20 protein-coding genes and 1 pseudogene are annotated in these 23,015 nt (G+C 64.6%); 13 read left to right on the top strand and 8 right to left on the bottom strand.

The annotated features are described in order from the left end of the window. Positions 1 to 39 precede the first annotated feature (39 nt). Positions 40 to 1,845 (bottom strand): IlvD/Edd family dehydratase, encoded by a 1,806-nt coding sequence (locus FJ419_RS03225; RefSeq protein WP_140687478.1) that lies wholly within the window; start codon positions 1,843 to 1,845, stop codon positions 40 to 42. Positions 1,846 to 1,995: 150 nt separating this feature from the next. On the opposite strand from FJ419_RS03225, the gene FJ419_RS03220 reads away from it, so the two are divergent. After that, complete coding sequence (locus FJ419_RS03220) at positions 1,996 to 2,445, top strand: carbon monoxide dehydrogenase subunit G (protein WP_140687476.1); 450 nt, start codon at positions 1,996 to 1,998, stop codon at positions 2,443 to 2,445. A 19-nt stretch (positions 2,446 to 2,464) separates the two neighbouring features. On the opposite strand, the gene FJ419_RS03215 is transcribed toward FJ419_RS03220, so the two are convergent. Further along, positions 2,465 to 3,643: an Mrp/NBP35 family ATP-binding protein gene (locus FJ419_RS03215; protein ID WP_246679124.1), complete on the bottom strand. Its 1,179-nt coding sequence runs from the start codon at positions 3,641 to 3,643 to the stop codon at positions 2,465 to 2,467. A 207-nt stretch (positions 3,644 to 3,850) separates the two neighbouring features. On the opposite strand from FJ419_RS03215, the gene FJ419_RS03210 reads away from it, so the two are divergent. Further along, positions 3,851 to 4,228 (top strand): VOC family protein, encoded by a 378-nt coding sequence (locus FJ419_RS03210; RefSeq protein WP_140687471.1) that lies wholly within the window; start codon positions 3,851 to 3,853, stop codon positions 4,226 to 4,228. A 65-nt stretch (positions 4,229 to 4,293) separates the two neighbouring features. Here the strand turns inward: FJ419_RS03210 and FJ419_RS03205 are convergent. Beyond that, positions 4,294 to 4,434, bottom strand: a pseudogene (locus FJ419_RS03205) (nuclease PIN); the annotation flags it as partial. A 158-nt stretch (positions 4,435 to 4,592) separates the two neighbouring features. Here FJ419_RS03205 and FJ419_RS03200 point away from each other — a divergent pair. The 11 genes from FJ419_RS03200 to FJ419_RS03145 all read left to right on the top strand — a co-directional run bounded on the left by FJ419_RS03200 (position 4,593) and on the right by FJ419_RS03145 (position 16,702). Then, a complete protein-coding gene (locus FJ419_RS03200) occupies positions 4,593 to 5,492 on the top strand; it encodes a LysR family transcriptional regulator (RefSeq protein WP_140687469.1) in 900 nt (299 codons plus the stop codon). A 193-nt stretch (positions 5,493 to 5,685) separates the two neighbouring features. After that, a complete protein-coding gene (locus FJ419_RS03195) occupies positions 5,686 to 6,165 on the top strand; it encodes a formate dehydrogenase subunit gamma (protein ID WP_140687467.1) in 480 nt (159 codons plus the stop codon). Further along, entirely contained in the window at positions 6,162 to 7,718 is a 1,557-nt protein-coding gene (locus FJ419_RS03190; protein WP_140687465.1) for an NADH-quinone oxidoreductase subunit NuoF, read from the top strand. The genes FJ419_RS03195 and FJ419_RS03190 overlap by 4 nt, the downstream gene beginning before the upstream one ends. A gap of 10 nt (positions 7,719 to 7,728) precedes the next feature. Further along, positions 7,729 to 10,641, top strand: coding sequence for a formate dehydrogenase subunit alpha (gene fdhF / locus FJ419_RS03185; RefSeq protein WP_140687464.1), 2,913 nt, complete (start codon positions 7,729 to 7,731; stop codon positions 10,639 to 10,641). 144 nt (positions 10,642 to 10,785) lie between these two features. Then, positions 10,786 to 11,616 carry a formate dehydrogenase accessory sulfurtransferase FdhD gene (gene fdhD / locus FJ419_RS03175; protein ID WP_140687462.1) on the top strand — a complete coding sequence of 277 codons (831 nt, stop codon included), beginning with the start codon at positions 10,786 to 10,788 and terminating at the stop codon, positions 11,614 to 11,616. Then, complete coding sequence (locus FJ419_RS03170; protein WP_140687460.1) at positions 11,606 to 11,917, top strand: formate dehydrogenase subunit delta; 312 nt, start codon at positions 11,606 to 11,608, stop codon at positions 11,915 to 11,917. Before fdhD ends, FJ419_RS03170 begins: the two co-directional genes overlap by 11 nt. 112 nt (positions 11,918 to 12,029) lie before the next feature. Beyond that, positions 12,030 to 13,583 (top strand): alpha/beta fold hydrolase, encoded by a 1,554-nt coding sequence (locus tag FJ419_RS03165; protein WP_140543089.1) that lies wholly within the window; start codon positions 12,030 to 12,032, stop codon positions 13,581 to 13,583. Between the two features lie 109 nt (positions 13,584 to 13,692). After that, positions 13,693 to 14,166: a carboxymuconolactone decarboxylase family protein gene (locus FJ419_RS03160; protein ID WP_140687458.1), complete on the top strand. Its 474-nt coding sequence runs from the start codon at positions 13,693 to 13,695 to the stop codon at positions 14,164 to 14,166. A 68-nt stretch (positions 14,167 to 14,234) separates the two neighbouring features. Then, the gene (locus FJ419_RS03155; protein ID WP_246679110.1) at positions 14,235 to 14,609 is read left to right on the top strand and encodes a nuclear transport factor 2 family protein; all 375 of its coding nucleotides are present in this window, start codon (positions 14,235 to 14,237) and stop codon (positions 14,607 to 14,609) included. Positions 14,610 to 14,650: 41 nt separating this feature from the next. Next, positions 14,651 to 14,965 carry a hypothetical protein gene (locus tag FJ419_RS03150; protein WP_140687456.1) on the top strand — a complete coding sequence of 105 codons (315 nt, stop codon included), beginning with the start codon at positions 14,651 to 14,653 and terminating at the stop codon, positions 14,963 to 14,965. Between the two features lie 330 nt (positions 14,966 to 15,295). Then, positions 15,296 to 16,702 carry an FAD-binding oxidoreductase gene (locus tag FJ419_RS03145; RefSeq protein ID WP_140687454.1) on the top strand — a complete coding sequence of 469 codons (1,407 nt, stop codon included), beginning with the start codon at positions 15,296 to 15,298 and terminating at the stop codon, positions 16,700 to 16,702. Positions 16,703 to 16,886: 184 nt separating this feature from the next. On the opposite strand, the gene FJ419_RS03140 is transcribed toward FJ419_RS03145, so the two are convergent. From FJ419_RS03140 to FJ419_RS03115, 5 genes are all read right to left on the bottom strand, one after another. After that, complete coding sequence (locus tag FJ419_RS03140; protein ID WP_140687452.1) at positions 16,887 to 18,314, bottom strand: gamma-aminobutyraldehyde dehydrogenase; 1,428 nt, start codon at positions 18,312 to 18,314, stop codon at positions 16,887 to 16,889. 104 nt (positions 18,315 to 18,418) lie between these two features. Next, positions 18,419 to 19,234 (bottom strand): ABC transporter permease, encoded by an 816-nt coding sequence (locus tag FJ419_RS03135; protein ID WP_140687450.1) that lies wholly within the window; start codon positions 19,232 to 19,234, stop codon positions 18,419 to 18,421. Beyond that, positions 19,224 to 20,189, bottom strand: a complete 966-nt coding sequence (locus tag FJ419_RS03130; RefSeq protein ID WP_140687448.1) for an ABC transporter permease — start codon at positions 20,187 to 20,189, stop codon at positions 19,224 to 19,226. The genes FJ419_RS03135 and FJ419_RS03130 overlap by 11 nt, the downstream gene beginning before the upstream one ends. A 253-nt stretch (positions 20,190 to 20,442) precedes the next feature. Further along, complete coding sequence (locus FJ419_RS03120) at positions 20,443 to 21,441, bottom strand: ABC transporter ATP-binding protein (protein ID WP_140687446.1); 999 nt, start codon at positions 21,439 to 21,441, stop codon at positions 20,443 to 20,445. 189 nt (positions 21,442 to 21,630) lie between these two features. After that, complete coding sequence (locus FJ419_RS03115; protein WP_140687444.1) at positions 21,631 to 22,785, bottom strand: ABC transporter substrate-binding protein; 1,155 nt, start codon at positions 22,783 to 22,785, stop codon at positions 21,631 to 21,633. Between the last annotated feature and the right edge of the window lie 230 nt (positions 22,786 to 23,015).

Raw genomic sequence — 23,015 nt, 5'->3', positions numbered from 1 at the left:
GTCGGCAAGCCGCCCTTTTGATCGGCCGAATATTGAGGCTCAGTGATTGTCGCGCGGCACGCCGCTGGTATGGGCGACGTCCTGGTATTTCACCGCCGGTTTCAGCACCATGCCGGCCGAGAACTGGTCGACCATGCCGCGCTGGATCTCCTGCCATGGCGTCTGGTGTTGGGGATAGTGATAGCCGCCATTGGCCTGCAGCGCAGCGCGCCGCTTGGCGATCTCCTCGTCGCTGACGAGGATGTTGGCCGTGCCCTTCCTCAGGTCGATGCGGACGCGGTCGCCGCTCTTGAGCAGCGCCAGCCCGCCGCCGATCGCGGCTTCAGGCGAGGCATTGAGGATCGACGGGGAACCCGACGTGCCGGACTGCCGGCCGTCACCGATGCAGGCAAGAGCGTGGATGCCCTTCTTGATCAGGTAGGCCGGCGGCTGCATGTTGACCACCTCCGCGCCGCCCGGATAGCCGACCGGACCGGCGCCGCGCATGAACAGGATCGTGTGCTCGTCGATGCCCTGCGCCGGATCGTCGATCCGGGCGTGATAATCCTCCGGCCCGTCGAAGACCATGGCGTTGCCCTCGAAGGCTTCCGGGTCGTTCGGGTTGGAGAGGTAGCGCTCACGGAATTCGGGCGAGATGCCGCTGGTCTTCATGATGGCGGAATCGAACAGGTTGCCCTTGAGGTTGATGAAGCCGGCATTGGCCTTGAGCGGCTTGTCGGCGCCGCGGATGACGTCGTGATTCTCGTTGACGGCATCCCGGCAATTGTCGCCCATCGACCTGCCGTTGGCGGTGACGGTATCGGGATGCGGCAGCAGGCCGCCCTTCATCAGTTCGGCGACGACCGCCGGCACGCCGCCGGCATGGTGATAGTCTTCGCCGAGATACTCGCCCGTCGGCTGCAGGTTGACCAGCAGCGGGATGTCGAGGCCGATCTTCTGCCAGTCGTCATTGTCGAGCGGCACGCCGAGATGGCGGGCGATGGCGTTGAGGTGGATCGGCGCGTTGGTCGAGCCGCCGATGGCCGAGTTGACGACGATGGCGTTCTCGAACGCCGCGCGGGTCATGATGTCGGACGGCTTCAGATCCTCGTGCACCATCTCGACGATGCGCTTGCCCGTCTCGTAGGAGATCTGGCCGCGCTCGCGATACGGGGCCGGGATGGCGGCCGAGCCAGGCAATTGCATGCCGAGCGCCTCGGCCAGCGAGTTCATCGTGGTCGCCGTGCCCATGGTGTTGCAATAGCCGGTCGACGGCGCCGAGGAGGCGACGATGTCCATGAACTCGTCATAGTCGATCTCGCCGGCCGACAGCCGCTGGCGCGATTCCCAGACGATCGTGCCCGAACCGGTGCGCTTGCCCTTGTGCCAGCCATTCAACATCGGGCCGACCGAAAGCGCGATCGCCGGAATGTTGACGGTGGCCGCCGCCATCAGCAAGGCAGGCGTCGTCTTGTCGCAGCCGATGGTCAACACGACGCCGTCGAGCGGATAGCCGTAGAGCACTTCGACCAGGCTGAGATAGGCAAGGTTGCGGTCGAGCGCGGCCGTCGGGCGCTTGCCGGTCTCCTGGATCGGATGGCAGGGGAACTCGAATGGGATGCCGCCCATCGAGACAATGCCCTCGCGCACGCGCTTGGCGAGCTCGAGGTGATGCCGGTTGCAGGGCGAAAGATCGGAACCGGTCTGCGCGATGCCGATCAGCGGCTTGCCCGACATCAGCTCGGCGCGCGTCAGGCCGTAATTGAGGTAGCGCTCGAGATAAAGCGCCGTCATGCCCGGATTGTCGGGATTGTCGAACCACTCCTGCGAGCGAAATTTCTTCTTCTTGGTGGGGGCGCCTGCCATGGTGGTCTCCGTATTTGTATGACAAATCGATAGGACAATGCGTCCATGCAGGCAAGAGGCAGGCGCAGCCGGAACCCGGACTTTGGTGCGATAGACTTGTTTCGGGCCGCGCGCTACGACCAACCGGCATCAGCAATGCGGGAGGTCTTGATGGCTTTGGTGATCGAAGGCGAGGAGCGGATCGCCGCACCCATCGCGAAAGTGTGGGAAGCCCTTAACGACCCGGAGATCCTGAAAGTGGCGATTCCCGGCTGCCAGAGTCTCGAGAAGAATTCGGACACCGCGATGGCGGCGACCGTGGTGCTCAAGATCGGCCCGATCAAGGCGACCTTCAACGGCGAAGTCACGCTGAAGAACCTCAAGCCACCGCATTCCTACACCATCCAGGGCGAAGGCAAGGGCGGCGTTGCCGGTTTCGCCAAGGGCGGCGCCGACGTGACGCTGACCGCCGACGGGGCGGACTCGACAGTGCTCAGATACGCCGCCAAGGCCGAGGTCGGCGGCAAGATCGCGCAACTCGGCAGCCGGCTGATCGAATCGACATCGAAGAAATTGGCAGGGCAGTTCTTCTCGACATTCGGCGAGAAGGTCGGCGCCTGACCCTTTCAAAGGAAAGGAATTATTCGAACACGATGCTCGGCACGGCGGCTTCGGCGGCGCCGCGCTCTTCCTGGACCCTTTCCCAGACCTTGCTGGCGATATCGCGGTAGATCTTTGCCTCCGCACCCTCCGGCTTGGAGGCGACGACCGGGGTGCCGGCGTCCGAGCTTTCGCGGATGCCCATTTCCAGTGGCACCTCGCCGAGGAAGGTGACGCCCAGGCGCTCGGCCTCGCGGCGCGCGCCGCCATGGCCGAAAATGTCGTAGCGCTTGCCGGTATCCGGGGCGAGAAAGTAGCTCATGTTCTCGACAATGCCGAGCAGCGGCACGTCGACCTTCTTGAACATGTTGAGGCCCTTGCGTGCGTCGATCAGCGCCAGATCCTGCGGCGTCGAGACGATGACGGCGCCGGCAAGCGGCACCTGCTGGGCCATGGTGAGCTGGGCATCGCCGGTGCCGGGCGGCATGTCGACCACCAACACATCGAGCGGGCCCCATTCGACCTCGCGCAGCATTTGCGTCAGCGCCGACATCACCATCGGGCCGCGCCAGATCATCGGCGTCTCCTCATCGACGAGGAAGCCCATCGACATCACCTTGAGGCCGTAATTCTGCATCGGCTTCAGCACCTTGCCGTCGACGGTCTGCGGCCGGCCGTGGATGTTGAGCAGCCTGGGCATGGACGGGCCGTAGATATCGGCGTCGAGCACGCCGACCTTCAGCCCGTTGGCGGCAAGGCCGAGCGCCAGGTTGACCGCGGTCGTCGACTTGCCGACGCCGCCCTTGCCGGAGGCGACCGCGATGATGGCGTCGATGCCGGGCACGCCGCGCCTGCCATGGCTCTGCGATGCGGGCGCGTGCGGCGCGGGGCGCTGCGGCGCCGGATGCGGAGCGGCGGGCCGCGGGGCAGACGGGCGCGTCGGCACCGGCGCTTCCATGCCGCCGCCTTTCTTCTCCGCCGTCAGCGCGACGACGGCGCTGGCGACGCCGGGGATAGCCTTCACCGCGCGCTCGGCCGCGGCACGCAACGGCTCCAGCTCCTGGGCGCGGTGGGCGGGCACGGTGATCGAGAAGAAGACCTTGGAATCGGCGATGAAAATCTCGGAGACCATGCCGAGATCGACGATGTTGCCGGTGAAGTCCGGTCCGTTCACCGTCTTCAGGCGCTCGATGACGGATTCCTTGGTAACGGTCATGATCTTTCCTCGGCGTTTGGCGTTCCAGATAGTGCAGTTTGCCGGCAGAACCAAGCCGTGGCGCAACGGCTCGCCCGGCGTGCCCCGGAAAGCGACGGATGGTGTCGGATTTGGCCAGGGCCGCGGCGCAGGTTCGGGCCCGGTCATAGCCAAACGGCGTGCCCGCGCTATCTCCATCGCCATCACGACAACCGGAGAAGGAAGACGGTCATGCTTGAAAACAGCAATGTGACAGCCAATCTCGCGGTGAAGGACATCGCCAAGGCAAGGGCGTTCTACGAGGGCACGCTGGGCCTCAGCCAAGTGGACGACATGGATGGCGAGCTGATCGTCTACAAAAGCGGTGACACGCTCCTCAATGTCTATCGCTCGCAATTCGCCGGCACCAACAAGGCGACGGCCGCAACCTGGGCGGTAGGCGACCGGATCGGCGAAATCGTCAAATCGCTGCGGTCGAAGGGCATCACCTTCGAGCACTATGATATGCCCGGCCTGTCGCTCGAAGGCGACATCCATGTCGGCTCGGGCATGAAGGTGGCCTGGTTCAAGGATCCCGACGGCAACATCCTGAACCTGGTGGGCAAATAGCGCCCACTCTCAGGCGGGTCCGGGTCCCGTCATCCGGCCAGCCTTGCGGCGAGAAAAGTCGACTTCTGGCACCAGCGGTCGATATCCTTGCCCTGGAGAAGCTGCTCAAGGGCTTCGGCGCCGCCGACCACGGTGCGCGAATGCCGCTCGAATGGGTCGAAGAAGCGATCCTCGCGCGGCAACAGCTTGCGAAACCAACCCAGCATGTCGTCCCTCCCCGCTTCCACCTATCCCACATAACGCCACGCGCGGCGCGGGAAAACAGATAACCGGCTCAAAAGTGTGGGCGAGGCCGATTGCGCATGCGTCTTGCGAAGCAAGGCGATTTCCCCGACCTTGGGCAAACCGCGGCGGATCGGACGGCATGATCGACAAACTGGAATTCTTCATCGCTCTCGCCAAGGAGGAGCATTTCGGCCGGGCCGCGGAGGTGTGCGGCGTCACCCAGCCGACGCTGTCGGCCGGCATCAAGCAGCTCGAGGAGCAGTTGGGCGTCATGCTGGTGCTGCGCGGCTCGCGCTTCCAGGGCCTGACACCGGAAGGCAAGCAGGTGCTGGGCTGGGCGCGCCGCATCGTCGGCGATACCCGCACGATGCGCGAGGAGATGCGCGCGGCGCGCCACGGCCTGTCCGGGCGCATCCGCATCGCCGCGATCCCGACGGCGCTCGCCATGGTGGCGCGGCTGACGACGCCATTCCGCGAAAAGCATCCAGGCGTCACCTTCTCGGTACTATCTCGCACATCCATCGAGGTGCTGTCGCTGCTCGGCAATTTCGACGTCGATGCCGGCATCACCTATCTCGACAACGAGCCGCTCGGGCGCGTCACCAGCGTGCCGCTCTATGACGAGCGCTACCAGCTGATCACGGCGGTCGGGAACCCCTATTCCGACCGCGACAAAGTGTCGTGGGCCGAGATCAGCCAGTTGCCGCTCTGCCTGCTGACGCCGGACATGCAGAACCGGCGCATCATCGACCAGCATCTGGCGGAAGCCGGCGTGCAGGTGCGGCCGACGCTGGAATCGAATTCGATGATCGTGCTGTTCTCGCATATCCGTACAGGCAAATGGTCATCGATCATGCCGCTCAACCTTGCGGAAACGTTCGGCTTTTCCGAACCCATCCGTGCCATCCCCATCGTCGAGCCGGATGCCAGCCACACGGTCGGGCTGGTGGCGGCGCCGCGCGAGCCGCACACGCCGCTGGTGCAGGCGCTTCTGGGAGAGGCGATGGCGCTGGCGGACGATTTCCGCGCCCACCGCTAGGCTAGACAATGCGAGCCGACGGATCTTGATAGAAAATTTCTATCAAGCGACGAGAGCGCTTTATTGATTTCGGAGGTTTCCTCTGATTTCGTAAGGACTTAGCGATATTGCGCCCTATGCATGTCGTTGCCCCGAAACCGCTCTATATTCCGGGGTGACATACATTGGCCGCCACGACCAGGGAGGGCGCTGCGTGAGCATGCAGGCCGCAAGTACCGAGATCGCGTCGCGCACGGCGGCGATCATTGACGAGATGAAGGGCCTCGAAGGCCCGTTGCTGCCGATCCTGCACAGCATACAGGAAGAGTTCGGCCACGTTCCGAAAGACGCGCTGCCGGTGATCGCCGATGGGCTGAACCTGTCGCGGGCCGAGGTGCATGGCGTCGTCAGCTTCTATCACGATTTCCGCGCCAAGCCTGCCGGCCGGCACGTGCTGAAGCTCTGCCAGGCCGAGGCCTGCCAATCGATGGGCTCGGAGGCCGTCGCGGCCAAGGTCAAGCAGTTGCTCGGCATCGATTTCCACGAGACCACGCGCGGCGGATCGGTTACACTGGAGCCGGTCTACTGCCTCGGGCTTTGCGCCTGCTCGCCGTCGGCGATGCTCGATGGCGAGGTCATCGGCCGGCTCGATGACGAGAAGATCGAAGAGATCGTCGCGGAGGTACGTTCATGATCCCGCGCATCTATATCCCGGCAGATTCCGGCGCGCTGGCGCTCGGCGCAGAAAAGGTCGCCAAGGCGATCGAGAAGGAGCTCAAGGAGCGCGGCGTCGAAGCCAAGATCGTGCGCAACGGCTCGCGCGGCGCCTATTTCCTGGAGCCGATGGTCGAGGTGGCGACGGCCGAGGGCCGCGTCGCCTACGGGCCGGTCAAGCCGTCCGACGTCAAGAGCCTGTTCGACAGCGGCTTCCTCAAGGGCGGCCATCACAAGCGCTGGCTGGGCTCGCCCGACAAGATCCCCTTCTTCGCCAAGCAGACGCGGCTGACCTTCGCGCGCTGCGGCATCATCGATCCGCTGTCACTCGACAGCTACAAATCGCATGGCGGCCTGAATGGGCTGCAGAATGCAGTGGCGATGGCGCCCGCGGACATCGTGAAACAGGTGACCGAATCCGGCCTGCGCGGCCGCGGCGGCGCCGGCTTCCCGACCGGCATCAAGTGGAAGACGGTGCTGGATACGGCGGGCGAGCAGAAATACATCGTCTGCAACGCCGACGAAGGCGACAGCGCCACTTTCGCCGACCGCATGATCATGGAAGGCGATCCCTTCGTGCTGATCGAAGGCATGGCGATCGCCGGCATCGCCACCGGCGCGACCAAGGGCTTCGTCTATATCCGCTCGGAATATCCGCATGCGGTGGCGACGATGAACAAGGCGGTCGCTATCGCCCGCAAGGCGGGCGTGCTGGGCGTCAACGTGCTCGGCTCGCCCAACGCCTTCGACATGGAAATCCGCGTCGGCGCCGGCGCCTATGTCTGCGGCGAGGAAACCTCGCTGCTCAACAGCCTCGAGGGCAAGCGTGGCGTGGTGCGCGCCAAGCCGCCGCTGCCCGCGATCCAAGGTCTCTTCGGCAAGCCGACGGTGATCAACAACGTGATCAGCCTGGCCTCGGTGCCCGTCATCATGGACAAGGGCGCTGCCTACTACAAGGATTTCGGCATGGGCCGCTCGCGCGGCACGATCCCGATCCAGATCGCCGGCAACGTCAAGCATGGCGGCCTGTTCGAGACAGCTTTCGGCCTGACGCTGGGCGAGATCGTCGACGACATCGGCGGCGGCACGTCCACTGGGCGTCCGGTGAAGGCGGTGCAGGTCGGCGGCCCGCTCGGCGCCTATTTCCCGCGGGCTTTGTTCGACACGCCGTTCGACTACGAGGAATTCGCCAAGCGCGACGGGCTGATCGGCCATGCCGGCATCACCGTGTTCGACGACACGGCCGACATGCTGAAGCAGGCGCGCTTCGCCATGGAGTTCTGCGCCATCGAAAGCTGCGGCAAATGCACGCCCTGCCGCATCGGCTCGACGCGCGGCGTCGAGGTTCTGGACAAGGTCGCCGCGGGCATCGAGGCGGAGAAGAACCTCGCTCTGGTCACCGACCTCTGCAACACGATGAAGTTCGGATCGCTTTGCGCGCTGGGCGGCTTCACGCCCTACCCGGTGATGAGCTCGATCACGCATTTCCCCGAGGATTTCAAGCCCGCGCCGGCGCGCGTGGCTGCTGAATAGGAGCTGGCAGATGAACATCAAGGCCGACTTCCCGACACTCATCCAAGAGATCGACTACGGCACGCCGGAGTCGAACGCGAAGAAGCAGGTGACCCTGACCGTCGACGGGCAAAGCATCACCGTGCCGGAAGGCACGTCGATCATGCGCGCGGCGATGGAGGGCGGGGTCGAGATCCCGAAACTCTGCGCCACCGATATGCTGGACTCCTTCGGCTCCTGCCGCGTCTGCCTGGTCGAGATCGAAGGACGCGGCGGCACGCCGGCCTCCTGCACGACGCCGGTCGGCGAAGGCATGGTGGTGCGCACGCAGTCGGACCGGCTCGACGCCATCCGTCGCGGCGTCATGGAACTCTATGTCTCCGACCATCCGACCGGCTGGAACGAGAAGGCCGGAACCGGCGCCAGCGAGTTCGACGCAGTGGCGAAGTCGGTGGGCCTCACCGAAAACCGCTACGGCGTCGAGGGCCGCAACCACGTCAAGCAAGAGAACGGCGTCGCGCCCGGCCACGGCTCGCTGGCGGTCGATTACATCGCCCGCGACGAATCCAATCCCTATTTCACCTATGATCCGGCACAGTGCATCGTCTGCTCGCGCTGCGTGCGCGCCTGCGAAGAGGTGCAGGGCACCTTCGCGCTGACGATCGAGGGACGCGGCTTCGAATCGCGCATGGTCGCCGGCATGCATGAGGACTTCATCGCGTCCGAATGCGTCTCCTGCGGCGCCTGCGTGCAGGCCTGCCCGACCGACGCGCTGCGCGAGAAGACTGTGCTTGAAAAAGGCATGCCGGAGCGCTCGGCCGTCACCACCTGCGCCTATTGCGGCGTCGGCTGCTCGTTCAAGGCCGAGGTCAAGGATGACGAGGTCATCCGCATGATGCCCTACAAGGACGGCAAGGCGAACCACGGCCATAGCTGCGTCAAGGGCCGTTTCGCCTATGGCTATGCCACGCACAAGGATCGCATCCTGTCCCCGATGGTCCGCGAGAAGATTTCCGATCCGTGGCGCGAAGTGAGCTGGGAAGAGGCGATCGCCCATACGGCGAAGGAATTCCGCCGCATCCAGTATCAGTATGGACGCACGGCAATCGGCGGCATCACGTCCTCGCGCTGCACGAATGAGGAAACCTATCTCGTCCAGAAGCTGGTGCGGCAGGGCTTCCGCAACAACAATGTCGACACCTGCGCCCGCGTCTGTCATTCGCCGACCGGCTACGGGCTCGGCCAGACCTACGGCACCTCGGCCGGCACGCAGGATTTCGATTCGGTCGAGTTCACCGACGTCGCCGTCATCATCGGCGCCAATCCGGCTTCCGCCCACCCGGTGTTCGCCTCGCGGCTGAAGAAGCGGCTGCGCCAAGGCGCCAAGCTGATTGTGCTCGATCCGCGCCGCACCGAGATGGTCAAGTCGGCGCATATCGAAGCCGACTACCACCTGCCCTTGAAGCCCGGCACCAACGTGGCGGTGCTGACGGCGCTGGCGCATGTCATCGTCACTGAAGGCCTGTTCGACGAGGCCTTCATCCGCGAACGCTGCGACTGGGCCGAGTTCCAGGACTGGGCGTCCTTCGTCGCCCTGCCAGAGAACAGCCCTGAGGTGGTCGGCAAGCTCTCGGGCGTTGATCCGGAACTCATCCGGGGTGCCGCGCGCATGTATGCCAAGGGCGGCAATGGCGCGATCTATTACGGCCTCGGCGTGACGGAGCACAGCCAGGGCTCGACCACGGTGATCGCCATCGCCAACCTCGCCATGGCCACGGGCAACATCGGCCGTCCGGGCGTCGGTGTGAACCCGCTGCGCGGCCAGAACAACGTGCAGGGCTCCTGCGACATGGGCTCGTTCCCGCATGAATTGCCGGGCTACCGCCACATCTCGGGCGAAGCGGTGCGCGACATCTATGAAAGCCTGTGGGGCGTGAAGCTGGACGATGAGCCGGGCCTGCGCATCCCCAACATGCTGGACGCCGCCGTCGACGGTTCGTTCAAGGGCATCTACATCCAGGGCGAGGACATCCTACAGTCCGATCCCGACACCAAGCATGTCGCCGGCGGCCTCGCCGCGATGGAATGCGTGGTCGTGCACGACCTCTTCCTCAACGAGACGGCGAACTACGCGCATGTCTTCCTGCCGGGCTCGACCTTCCTCGAAAAGGACGGCACCTTCACCAATGCCGAGCGCCGTATCAATATGGTGCGCAAGGTCATTGAGCCGAAGGCGCGCTATGCCGACTGGGAAGCGACGCAGGAGCTTGCCCGCGCCATCGGGCTCGACTGGAACTATACCCATCCCTCGCAGATCATGGACGAGATCGCCCAGACGACCCCGAGCTTCGCCGGCGTCTCGTTCGAGCTGCTCGACCGCGTCGGCTCGGTGCAGTGGCCGTGCAACGAGAAGGCGCCGCTCGGCACGCCGATCATGCATGTCGACGGCTTCGTGCGCGGCAAGGGCAAGTTCATCCGCACCGAATATGTGGCGACGGACGAGCGGACCGGTCCGCGCTATCCGCTGCTGCTGACCACCGGCCGTATCCTGTCGCAATACAATGTCGGCGCGCAGACAAGGCGCACCGAAAACGTCGCATGGCATGCCGAGGACCGGCTGGAGATCCATCCACACGACGCCGAAGTCCGCGGCGTGCACGAAGGCGACTGGGTGCGACTGGCAAGCCGCTCGGGCGAAACGACGCTGCGCGCGCTGATCACCGACCGCGTCTCGCCCGGTGTCGTCTACACGACCTTCCACCACCCCGACACGCAGGCCAACGTCATCACCACCGACTTCTCGGACTGGGCGACCAATTGTCCGGAATACAAGGTCACTGCCGTGCAGGTGGCGCCGTCCAACGGTCCGACCGACTGGCAGAAGGACTACAACGAGCAGGCCAAGCAGAGCCGGCGCATCGCCCCGCTGCAGGCGGCGGAGTAGGTGTGTCGAGGCAAGAGCTTCAATCTTGACGGCTGATCGACCCCCACTCCGTCGAGCTTCGCTCGACACCTCTCCCCCGATCGACGGGGGAGAAGAAAGGCGCGAGTTGCTGCGAAGGATGGGGAGTACAGGGAGGCGCGCCTCGTGACGAACGAACGTCCCGCCATTTCCCAGATCTCTCGTCTCGCGCACCGCGCCGGCGGCACCGCGGCCGCGAACCGCATGGTGCCGGAAGAGACGCCGGTGGCGTTCTCCTATGCCGGCACCACCCATGCGGTGATGATGGCGAGCCCTGCCGACTTCGAGGATTTTGCGCTCGGCTTCTCGCTGACCGAAGGCATCATCGCCGACCCGGCAGAGATCGAGGCGATCGAGGTCGAGGACCTCGGCGCCGGCATCGACATCCAGATCAAGCTGAAGGACAAGGCCAACACGCGCTTCCAGGCGCGGCGACGCAGGCTGGCCGGGCCGGTCGGCTGCGGGCTGTGCGGCATCGAATCTATCGAGGAAGCGATGCGCTCCGTCGATGCCGTTGGTGCGTCGCGACTTACGCTTCAATCTGAAGATATAGCAAGCGCCGTCCGCCTGCTGTCGAAGCAGCAGCCGCTGCACAAAGAGACCGGCGCGGTGCATGCCGCCGGCTTCTATGTTCCCGGCAAGGGCATCGTCATGGCGCGCGAGGATGTCGGCCGTCACAACGCGCTGGACAAGCTAGCCGGCGCGCTGGCCAGGGCCGGCATCGGCGGCGCGTCGGGCGCCGTTGTGGTGACCTCGCGCGTCTCGGTGGAGATGGTGCAGAAGTCGGCCGCCATCGGCGCCGCGATCATCATGGCGGTTTCGGCGCCGACCGCGCTTGCCATCCGCACGGCCGACGCCGCCGGCATGACGCTGGTGGCGCTGGTTCGCGGCGACGATTTCGATATTTTCACCCACCCTGAACGGGTGGCTTCCGGAGTTGCCAAGCATGTCGCATGACGAAGACCACATCGCCAGCACCAGGGAAAAGCTGGTGCGCATGGCCAACCAGATCGCCGCCTTCTTCCATTCGAAACCGCGCGAGGAAGGCATTGCCGGCGTCGCCGAGCACATCAACAAGTTCTGGGAGCCGCGGATGCGGCGCCAGTTCTTCGAGATGCTCGACGCCGGCACCGAGAATTTCGATGAGCTCGTGGTCGCCGCCTCGGCCAGGATCAGGCGGCCGATCAGCCCCGCGGAGGCCGACATGAAGCTTGGGCTTACGGCCTTCCCGGCCGATATCGCCGCTTCGCAAAAATAGCGTAGCGACCGGGCGGCCTTATATTTCTTTCTGCTAAAATTTAAGCTGCCGCTATCGGCGCGGCTCTGTTATGTTTGACGATCGGAAATCGTCGGACCGGGCGGAAGAACTCGTGAGGCCGATCGAGACGCGATATGCCCGCAGCGGGGACGTGCGGATCGCCTATCAGGTGGTCGGCCAGGGCGCGTTCGATCTTGTGTTCGTGCCGGGCTTCATCTCCAATCTCGACCTGCACTGGGAAGACGAAGGCTACAGCCGGCTGCTGAAGCGGCTCTCGGCCTTCTCGCGGCTGATCCTGTTCGACAAGCGCGGCACCGGACTCTCCGACCGTGTCGATACCCGTCATCTGCCGAGCCTAGAGACCCGCATGGACGACGTGCGCGCCGTGATGGACGCCGCCGGCAGCGGCCGCGCGGCGATCCTCGGCGCCTCGGAAGGCGCGCCGATGGCGATGCTGTTCGCCGCCACCTATCCGGAGCGGACGCGCGCGCTGGTGCTTTATGGCGGCTATGCGCATTTCCACAAATGGGTGATGCCGCCGGAGCGGCTTGAGGCCTTCATCGAGACGGCGGAGACGGCGTGGGGCACCGGCGCCACCTTGCCCAATTTCGCGCCCGGCCGGGTGGACGATGCGCATTTCGCCCAGTGGTGGGCCCGGTTCGAGCGGCTGTCGGCCAGCCCGACCGCCGCGGCAGCCCTTGCCCGCATGAACGCCGATATCGACGTGCGCGGCATCCTGGCGATGATCAGCGCGCCGACGCTGCTCATCCATCGCCGCAACGACGTCCGTGTCGACCCTGACGCCAGCCGTTTCCTCGCGAAGAAGATCCCGCATGCCCGGCTGGTCGAGATAGCCGGGCGCGATCATCCGATCTGGACCGGCGATGTCGATCGGGTTGCCGACCTGATCGAGGAATGCCTCACCGGCGAGCCGGCGGTGGCCGACACCGAGCGCGTGCTGGCGGCGCTGCTGGTGACGCGCATCTACGACACGGCCAGGCTCGGCGATCGTATGTGGAGCGAGCGCAGCCAGCGCTTCCAGGAAACCTGGCGGCTTCTGGTCGGGCGCCACGGCGGCCGGACGGCCGGCACGCATGGCGAATTGATGATGTCGCGCTTTGATGGGCCGGCGCGCGCCGTGCGTTGCGCCGCGGCATTGCGCGAGGCGGCGCAGCAAATCGGCGTGGCGAGCGCGCAAGGCGTGCATGTCGGCGAGACCGAAATGCGCGGCCAGCCGGTCGGACTGACGGCGCGGGTGACAATGCAACTCGCTGCGCATGCCGGGCGCGGCGACATCCTCGCCTCGCGGCTGGTCGCCGATCTTGCGACAGGTTCCGGCCTGCACTTCGTCGATGCCGGCCGCGTCAGCCTCGACGAGCTGGACGAGCCCATGCCGGCGGTTCTTGCGACGTCGGAACAGCATCTGGAGCCCGCCTGCCGTCCCAAGCCCAAGCCGGCCGAGCCGACGGCGCTGACGGCGCGCGAGAGCGAGGTGGTGAGCCTGATCGCCGACGGCAAGAGCAATGCCGCGATCGCCGCCGAGCTCAGCCTCAGCGAGCACACGGTCAAGCGCCATGTCGCCAACATACTGCTCAAGCTCGACCTGCCGTCGCGGGCGGCGGCGGCAGCGTTCTCGGCCAGACATGCTGGCCCGGACGGGCCATGAGAGCCATGGCGCTTTCGGGCGAAGCGGTCGAGGCGCCCTAAGAGGTATCAATTCTTCCCATGCGGGCTGGGCGATGTCGCCGAAAAGGCCCCGCCAAATGGAGGATGAAATGCTGAAACTCAGTCGCAAGATCGGATTGCTGGCATTTGCCGCGGGCGCATTGCTGGCCATCACCCCCGCGATGGCCGAAGACGCTTCGGCTACCGCCGCCTACAGGGACATCCAGGCCACGCTCGGCACGGTGCCGGACATGTTCAAGATTTTGCCCGATGTGGCGGTCGCAGGCGCATGGGCCGAAATCAAGGGCGTGCAGCTCAATCCGAACACCGCCCTCAACGGCAAGACCAAGGAGCTGATGGGTCTCGCGGTCGCCTCGCAGATCCCCTGCCAGTACTGCATCTATTTCCACACGCTGGCGGCCAAGGCGAACGGTGCGAGCGACGAGGAGATCAAGGAGGCCATCGCGATGGCGGCGATCGTCCGCCACTGGTCGACGATGCTCAACGGCAGCCAGGTCGACCTGGCGACCTTCAAGAAGCAGACCGACGACCTGTTCGCGGCAGTCAAAACCAAGTCGCAGTGAAAAAACCCCTGCCCGGCACCAAGCACCGGGCGGCACTTTCGCATATCAACCGCCCAGACGATGGGCACATGGAGGACGACATGCTGACCAAGACACAGACAGTGGACGGCGCGGCGATCAAGAAGGCGATCGAAGGCCGTGACGGCAAGCTCCTATCGAGCTTCTACAATGACGACGCGCTGGTGCGGGTGATCGACCGCAACAATCCGCCGAGCAAACCGCGCGAGATCCGCGGCCGGGCGGCGATCAGCACCTTCTGGGATGACATCTGCAGCCGGGCGATGACCCACAAGGTGGATACCACCATTGCCGAGGGGGACAACCTCGCCTTTATGCAAGCCTGCGCCTATCCGGACGGCACGAAAGTGTACTGCGCGGCGATGGTGGAGCTGAAGAACGGGCGGATCGCGCGGCAGACCGTCGTGCAGGCCTGGGACGAATAGTTAACAGCGGGCTCAACCGCAAATCAGGGAGGAGAACCAAAATGTTCAGTGCCAGATGGCAGATCGACGCCAAGTTCGGTCACAAGCAGGCCGCGCTCGAGCTGATGCGCAAATGGGAGAGCGAGATCGGCTCGCAGGTCGGGCTCGCCGACATGAAGTTCCAGCTCATGACCGGTTCCGTGGGTGCGCGCGAAGCGACGATCGAGGCGCACCATCAGGTCGAAAGCCTGGCCCAGTTGGAGGAATTCTTCGCCAAGATCGCCAAGATCGACGCGCATGCCAAATGGGGCAAGGAGCTGGAGCCCTATGTGGTGTCGGGCACCAGCCAATGGACGATCTTCCGGATCGTGGAATAGCTGCATCGTCGAAGAGCCGGGGCTGAGAGGCCGCCGGCGAGCACGAAGGCGCGAGCGGCTGCGACGCGGGCGGCCACTCGTCACCATCAGATCGACAAGACCAGGGACCGAGCATCCCGGCACGGCCAATCCGGCGGCCCTGCCGCCATACCATGGCTCACCCGGGCCATGCTCCGCTGGTCCTTTCGGGCGAAGCGGCGCGCACCGGATTGGTGCAATGTGCTGTTCCTGCACCATCCAACGCACCCGTCCGTCGAGGCGGCATAACGAAGCAACAAATGCGTCGCGCCGACGCCGCATGGCGATGGGCGCAATCAAGGGAGCAAATCGATGACCGACGAAACCCATGCAAAACTGCGTGAAAGCCTGCGCGGAGACGTGATCGCGCGTGACGATGCCGGGTATGACGAAGCCCGCAAGGTCTATAACGGCATGATCGAAAAGCGCCCGCTGCTGATTGCGCGTTGCGCCGATGTCGCCGACGTGATCACCGCTGTAAAATACGCGCGCGACAACGACTTGCTGATCGCCGTGCGCGGCGGCGGGCACAACGGCGCCGGGTTGGGGATTTGCGACAACGGGCTCGTCATCGACCTGTCGATGATGAAGGGGGTCCACGTCGATCCGAAAACGCGCACCGTGAGGGTCGCACCCGGCTGCACTTCGGGCGACGTGGACCATGCCACCCATCCTTTCGGGTTGGCCGTTCCGGCCGGGATCGTCTCGACCACGGGCGTTGCCGGCCTAACACTCGGCGGCGGGACGGGCTATCTCACACGCAGATACGGCCTCACCATCGACAATCTGGTCGAAGCCGATCTGGTGCTGGCCGACGGCAGCGTGGTGACAGCCAGCAAAGCGGAGAACCCCGACCTGTTCTGGGCGCTGCGGGGCGGCGGCGGGAATTTCGGCGTCGTGACCAGCTTCCTGTTCCAGGCCCATCCTGTGAACATGATCTTCGGCGGCCCGGTGTTCTGGGAGGCCAAGGATGCGCTGGCCGTCATGCAGACCTATCGCGACTACCTGCCGGAGGCGCCGGAAGATCTTGGCGCTTTTGTCGGCCTGAAAACCGTTCCCTCGACCGACCCCTTCCCGCGCGAATACTGGGGCAAACGCGCATGCGCCATCATTTCCTGCTACAACGGCACCGAGGAGGACGGCCGCAAGGCCATGGCGCCACTGCTCGACACTCTGCCGCCGCCGATCTTCAACTGGATGGGCGTGATGCCGTTCCCGGCCCTGCAGGCGCTGTTCGATCCGCTGCTTCCGAAGGGCCTGCAATGGTATTGGAAGGGCGATTTCGTCAAGTCGCTTCCCGACGAAGCCATCGCGACCCATATCGCGCAGGCCGCCGAGGCGCCGAGCGAATTGTCGCTCATGCATCTTTACCCGATCGACGGCGCCGTTCGCCGCATCGGCAAGAACGAGACGGCATGGAACGCGCGCGACGCAACCTGGTCAATGGTCATCGCCGGCATCGATCCCGATCCAGGTAAGGCCGCCGACCTCACCAAATGGGCCAAGAATTACTGGGCGAGCATCCATCCCCATAATGGCGAAGGCGGATACGTGAATTTCATGATGGACGACGAAGGTGAAGCACGCGTGCGGGCGAGCTATGGCGCAAACTACGAGCGGCTGAGCCAGGTGAAGCGCACCTATGACCCCCTCAACGTCTTCCGGGTCAACCAGAACATCAAGCCCGCGACATCGGAGATGGGCAGGACGGCTGCTTAGTTTTACGCTGCCTCTGCCGACACAGGGACCGTCGCCGAGGTCGGATTGCCTCCGAATTGCTCTTCGCAATCCGGCCGGCAATCCGGGTGAGGGGTGACTTGGCGCCAAGCTGGAACACCCCTCATCCGTCTCGGCGCTGCGCGCCGATCCACCTTCTCCCACAGGGGGAGAAGAGAAAGCTGCACTACCCGTGCGCCACCATGACGTGGCGGACGGCGGTGTAATCCTCCAGCGCGTAGAGCGACATGTCCTTGCCGTAGCCGGACTGCTTCAAGCCGCCATGCGGCATCTCGTTGGTCAGCATGAAATGGGTGTTGATCCAGGTGCAGCCATATTGCAGGCGGGCAGCGGTCGCCATGGCGCGCGAGACGTCCTTGGTCCATACCGACGAGGCAAGGCCGTAGTCGCTGTCGTTCGCCCAGTTCACCGCCTCATCGACATCCGTGAAGCGGGTGACCGAAACGACCGGACCGAACACCTCGCGGCGCACGATCTCGTCCTCCTGGAGCGCGCCGGCGACGACCGTCGGCTGATAATAGAAGCCGGAACCTTCGCCCGGCTTGCCGCCGGTGGTGATCTCGATGTGCTTCAGTTCCGAAGCGCGCTCGACGAAGCTCGACACACGGTCGCGCTGGCGACGCGAGATCAGCGGCCCGATCTCATTGTCGGTATCGTCCGGCTGGTTGTACTTGATGGTCGAGACGGCCGAGGAGAGGTCGGCGACGAGCTTGTCGTAGATCTTCTTGCCGGCATAGATGCGGCAGGCGGCCGTGCAGTCCTGACCGGCATTGTAGTAGCCGAAGGCGCGCAGGCCGTTGACCACGGCGCCGAGGTCGGCGTCGTCGAAGACGATGACAGGTGCCTTGCCGCCCAACTCCAGATGCGTGCGCTTGACCGACTTGGCGGCCGCCTGCAGCACTTTCTTGCCGGTGGCAACGTCGCCGGTGATCGAGATCATGTTGACCTTGGGGTGGTTGATCAGCGTGTTGCCGACGCTGTCGCCGCGGCCGAGCACGACATTGACGACGCTCTCGGGCAGGATCTCGGAAAGGATCCTCGCCAGTTTCAGCGCCGTCAGCGGCGTCTGCTCCGACGGCTTGAAGACGACCGTGTTGCCGCCGCCGATCGCGGGCGCCAGCTTCCAGGCCATCATCATCAGCGGATAATTCCAGGGCGCGATGGAAGCGACGATGCCGATCGGGTCGCGCCGCACCATCGAGGTGTGGCCCGGAATATACTCGCCAGCCACCTGGCCGGGCATCGAGCGCACCGCGCCGGCGAAGAACCGGTAGCAGTCGACGATCGCCGGAATCTCGTCATTGAGCACGGCGTTGATCGGCTTGCCGCAGTTCAGCGCTTCGAGCGCCGCGAACTCCTTCGCTTCGGCTTCGATGCGGTCGGCAACCTTCAAGAGATAGCCGGAGCGCTGCGCCGGCGTCGTGCGCGACCAACTGACGAACGCCTGTTCGGCGGCCCTGACGGCGGCTTCGATCTGCACCGGACTAGCCTCCGGCAGATTGAGGATCGTCGCCCCGGTCTTCGGATTGAGGATCGGCTCCTCGGCCTCAGTGCCCTTCTCGAATCTCGAGCCGATCAGCATTTGGGTGTCCATTGGATTTCTCCCTTAACAGGAGCGAATAGGGAGTAGCGAATAGCGAGTAGGGTTGGGCCATCGATTTCCCTATTCGCTATTCGCTACTCCCTATTCGCTGTTTTTCATTTTCCACTGCCCGCAATCTGATCGCCGTCGCGGGTCAGGTAATAGGCAAAGAGGATCGGCAGCAGCGTCACCAGCACCACGACCATGGCCACGACATTGGTGACCGGGCGCTGGCGCGGGCGGATCAGCTCTTCCAGCATCCAGATCGGCACGGTCTGCTGCTGCCCGGCGGTGAAGGTGGTGACGATGACCTCGTCGAAGGACAGCGCGAAGGCGAGCATGCCGCCGGCAAGCAGCGCGGTTGCGATGTTCGGCAGCACGACATGCCGGAAGGTCTGAAAACCGTCGGCGCCGAGATCCATCGAAGCCTCGATCATCGAGCCCGAGGTGCGGCGAAAGCGGGCGACGGCGTTGTTGTAGACGACGACCACGCAAAAGGTGGCGTGGCCGAGCACGATCGTCCAGAACGAGAACGGGATGTCGGCGAGCGCGAAAGCGGAGCGCAGGGCTATGCCGGTGATGATGCCGGGCAGCGCGATCGGCAGGATGACCAGCAAAGAGATGGCCTCCCGGCCGAAGAAGCGCGTCTGCGAGACGGCCCCCGCGCAGAGCGTGCCGAGCACCAGCGCGATCGCCGTCGAGATGGCGGCGACGCGGACCGACAGCGACAGCGCCTCCCATACGTCGGGCCGGTTCCAGGTGACGGCGAACCATTGCGCGGTGAGCCCCGGCGGGGGCCACACGAAACTCTTTTCCTCCGTCGTGAAGGCATAGACGAAGATCAGCAGGATCGGCAAATGCAGGAAGAGCAGGCCGCAGGCGGCGGCGATCTTCAGGCCGAGCGGAGCGGATTGACCACGGTCAGAGCGCATCGAAGGCCCCCATGCGCTTGGCGCCCCAGAGATAGAAGCCCATGATGACGATGGGCACCACGGTGAAGGCGGCGGCCAAAGGAATGTTGCCGGCGGTGCCCTGCTGCGAATAGACGGCCTGGCCGATGAACAGCCGCGAGGTGCCGATGATCTGCGGGATGATGTAATCGCCCAAGGTCAGCGAGAAGGTGAAGATCGAGCCTGCGACAATGCCGGGCAGCGCCAGCGGGAACAGCACGTTGCGGAAGGTCTGGCCGGGTGAGGCGCCGAGATCGGAAGAGGCCTCGACGAGATTGCCGGGCACGCGTTCGAGCGCGGCCTGAACGGGGAGGATCATGAAAGGCAGCCAGACATAGACGAAGACGATGAACGTGCCGGTGAAGGAGACCGACAGCGAGTTGCCGCCGACAACGGGGAGCGACAGCCAGCCGTCGAGCAGCCAAAGCAGGTTGAGCTTGGCCAGCAGCCAGGTGAGGATGCCTTCCTTGGCGAGGATCAGCTTCCAGGCATAGATCTTGACCAGGTAGCTCGACCACAGAGGCAACATGACGCCGAGATAGAACAGCGCCTTCCAGCGGCCGCGCGCATAGCGCGCCGCGTAATAGGCAATGGGGAAAGCAATGATCGCCGAAGCAAGCGTGACCAGCGCCGCCATCGTCACCGTGCGCAGGATGATGTCGAGATTGGCGGCCTGCGACAGGTCGCCATAGGTCTTCAGCGTGAACTCGCGGTTGATGAGGCCGGAAAACTCGTCGATCGAGAAGAAGCTCTGTGCCAGCAGGGCAAAGAGCGAGCCGATATAGACGATGCCCAGCCACAGAAGCGGCGGGGCGAGCATCAGCGTGAGCAGGAATTTCGGCCGACGCCAGAAGAGGTCCGAAAGGGCGCCCCGCGGGCCGCCGCTGCCGGGCAGGATGGCGGGAGTGGGGTTGGCTTGAACAGCAGCGATGGTCATAGCGCCACCGCGTGTTGAAGGGCATTGTGGGGGAAGCCGAGATCCTTCGCGCCCCCCTCTGTCCTGCCGGACATCTCCCCCACGAGGGGGGAGATTGGATGTCGCGGCCGCTTTCGCCAATCACCGACGTTAGAAGGAGAGAGCCGGCTGCTGAACTGCTGATCTCCCCCCAAGTGGCGGAGATGGCCGGCAGGCCAGAGGGGGGCGTCGTAGAGCGCCTCGCCTGCCTGACTGGCCACTATCCCGAGCACGGTCATGCCGGCTCGTCCATCAGATGCAGGCTGTCGCGGTTGAAGGTCAGCATCACCGCCTCGCCCTCGGCCGGCAGCGCCGTGCCGGCCGGCAGCACCGCATGCAGCCTCAACCCGTCGGCATCGAGCGCCAGCCTCGTCGTGGCGCCGAGATAATTGGTCCCGACCAGGCGGGCGGCGACACCGTCGCCGCTTGCCGCGCTGGAAACGCGGATGGACTCCGGGCGCAGGCTGCCCCAGCGGTGCTGGCCGGAATAGCGCTGGACGAAATCCGGCGGCAGCACATTGGACGAGCCGACGAAATCTGCGACGAAGCGCGTGTTCGGCCGCTGGTAGATATCCTCCGGCGTGCCGACCTGCATGATCTTGCCGTCGTTGAAGACGGCGACGCGATCGGCCATGGACAGCGCCTCGCCCTGGTCGTGGGTGACGAAGACGAAGGTGATGCCGAGCACTTTCTGCAGCGACTTCAACTCCTCCTGCATGTTCTCACGCAGCTTGAGGTCGAGCGCGCCGAGCGGCTCGTCGAGCAAAAGCACCTTGGGCTGGTTGACCAGCGCTCGGGCGAGCGCCACGCGCTGGCGCTGGCCGCCGGAGAGCTGGCCGGGGCGGCGCGCGCCGTAGCCCGGCAAGCGCACCAGCGACAGCGTTTCCTCGGCCGTCTTGAGCCGCTCGGCCTTGCCGACGCCCTTGACCATCAGGCCGTAGGCGACGTTGTCGAGCACGTTCAAATGCGGAAACAGCGCGTAATCCTGGAAGACGGTGTTGACGTTGCGGCGATAGGGCGGAACGCCTTCGGCGCGCTCGCCAAAGATGGAGATCGAGCCCGTCGTCGGCTGCTCGAAGCCGGCGATCAGCCTGAGACAGGTCGTCTTGCCGGACCCGGACGGCCCGAGCATGGCGAAGAACTCGCCGGGCACGATGTCGAGATCGACGGCGTCGACGGCGCGCACGCTGCCGAAATGGCGCGAGACTTGTTTGAAGGAAACGGCAGAGGTCATGGGCTGTCCTGATCTGTCAGGCTCGTCAAATTTCAGGCAACGGCGCTGCCCCTCATCCGCCTGCCGGCACCTTCTCCCCGTCGCGACGGGGAAAAGGGAAGCACTCCAACGCCGGCGACTCCCTCTCCCCGTTCTTCACGGGGAGAGGGTAAGGGTGAGGGGCAGCGCCAAGCTCTCAGCGAAGCGACTTCACCGGCCGCCGATGACGCCGATATAGTCCGACACCCAGCGGTAATAGGGCACGCACTGGTCGTTCTGGCTGGCGCATTTCGACACCGGCGTCTTCCAGAACTTGATCTTGTCGAAATTGTCGTAACCGTTGGTCTTGCAACCATCGTCGGTCAAAAGCTCGTTGCCCTTGCAGGCGGCGGGCACGACGGGCAGCGAGCCGAACCAGGCCGAAACGTCGCCCTGGACCTTCGGCGACAAGGAATGCTCGAGCCACATATAGGCGCAGTTCGGATGGGCGGCGTCGGCTTCCATCATGGTGGTGTCGGCCCAGCCGGTGACGCCCTCTTCCGGCACGGTCGAGGCGACCGGCTTCTTGGCGGCGACCAGCGTGTTGACCTGATAGGGCCACGAGCCGGAAGCGACCACGCCCTCGTTCTGGAAGTCGTCGACCTGGATCGCGGCATCATGCCAGTAGCGGCCGACCAGCGTGCGCTGCGTGCGCAAGAGATCGAGCGCCGCGTTGTACTGGTCTTCGTTGAGTTCGTAAGGGTCCTTGATGCCGAGCTCCGGCTTGTGGAACATCAGATAGTTGGCGGCGTCGGCGATATGGATCGGGCCGTCATAGGCCTGGACGCGGCCCTTGTTCGACTTGCCGTCGGGCAGCTTCATTTCCTCGAAGACGACGTTCCAGCTCTTGGGCGCTTCCTTGAAGACTTCGGTGTTGTACATCAGGATATTCGGGCCCCACTGATAGGGGACGCCGTAATGCACCTTGTCGACGGTGAACCAGGGCGCGTCCTTCAGCCGGTCGTCGACGGTCTTCCAGCTTGGGATGAGATCGGTGTTGATCGGCTGCACACGCTTGCCGGCAACGAGGCGCAGTGAAGCATCGCCCGATGCGGTGACCAGGTCGAAGCCGCCCTCGTTCATCAGGGAGACCATCTCGTCCGAGGTGTTGGCGGTCTTGACGTTGACCTTGCAGCCGCTTTCCTTCTCGAAAGCCGTCACCCAGTCATAGCCCTTGTCGGTCTCGCCGCGCTCGATATAGCCGGGCCAGGCAACGATGTTGACCTCGCCCTCGCCCTTGCCGAGCTCCTTGACCTGGGCCATGGCCTGGGCGGAAAAAGTCAGCGCGACAGTCAGCGCCGTGCACGACTTCAGGAATGCATTCATCGTCGATCTCCCATTTTGGCGCATGCCCCCGAAAACCGGCTCGGTTTTCGGAAAGGATCATGCGCAAACTACAAAGGGTCGGAGCTTCATGCTCCGACGGCAGCGCTCTCGGGGCGCAGCTTTGTTCCCTGAGCGAAAGTGCGGTGAAAAATCCGGTTTCGCAAATTCATTTATCAGAAAGCCGATATCGGTTTTACCGATATCTTTGTTTGATGCAATTCCGGACGGAA

Source organism: Mesorhizobium sp. B2-6-2 (genome assembly GCF_006440615.1).
GTDB lineage: Bacteria > Pseudomonadota > Alphaproteobacteria > Rhizobiales > Rhizobiaceae > Mesorhizobium.
The sequence above is the reverse complement of the archived record's forward strand: the minus strand, read 5'-3'. Positions and strand labels throughout refer to the sequence as shown.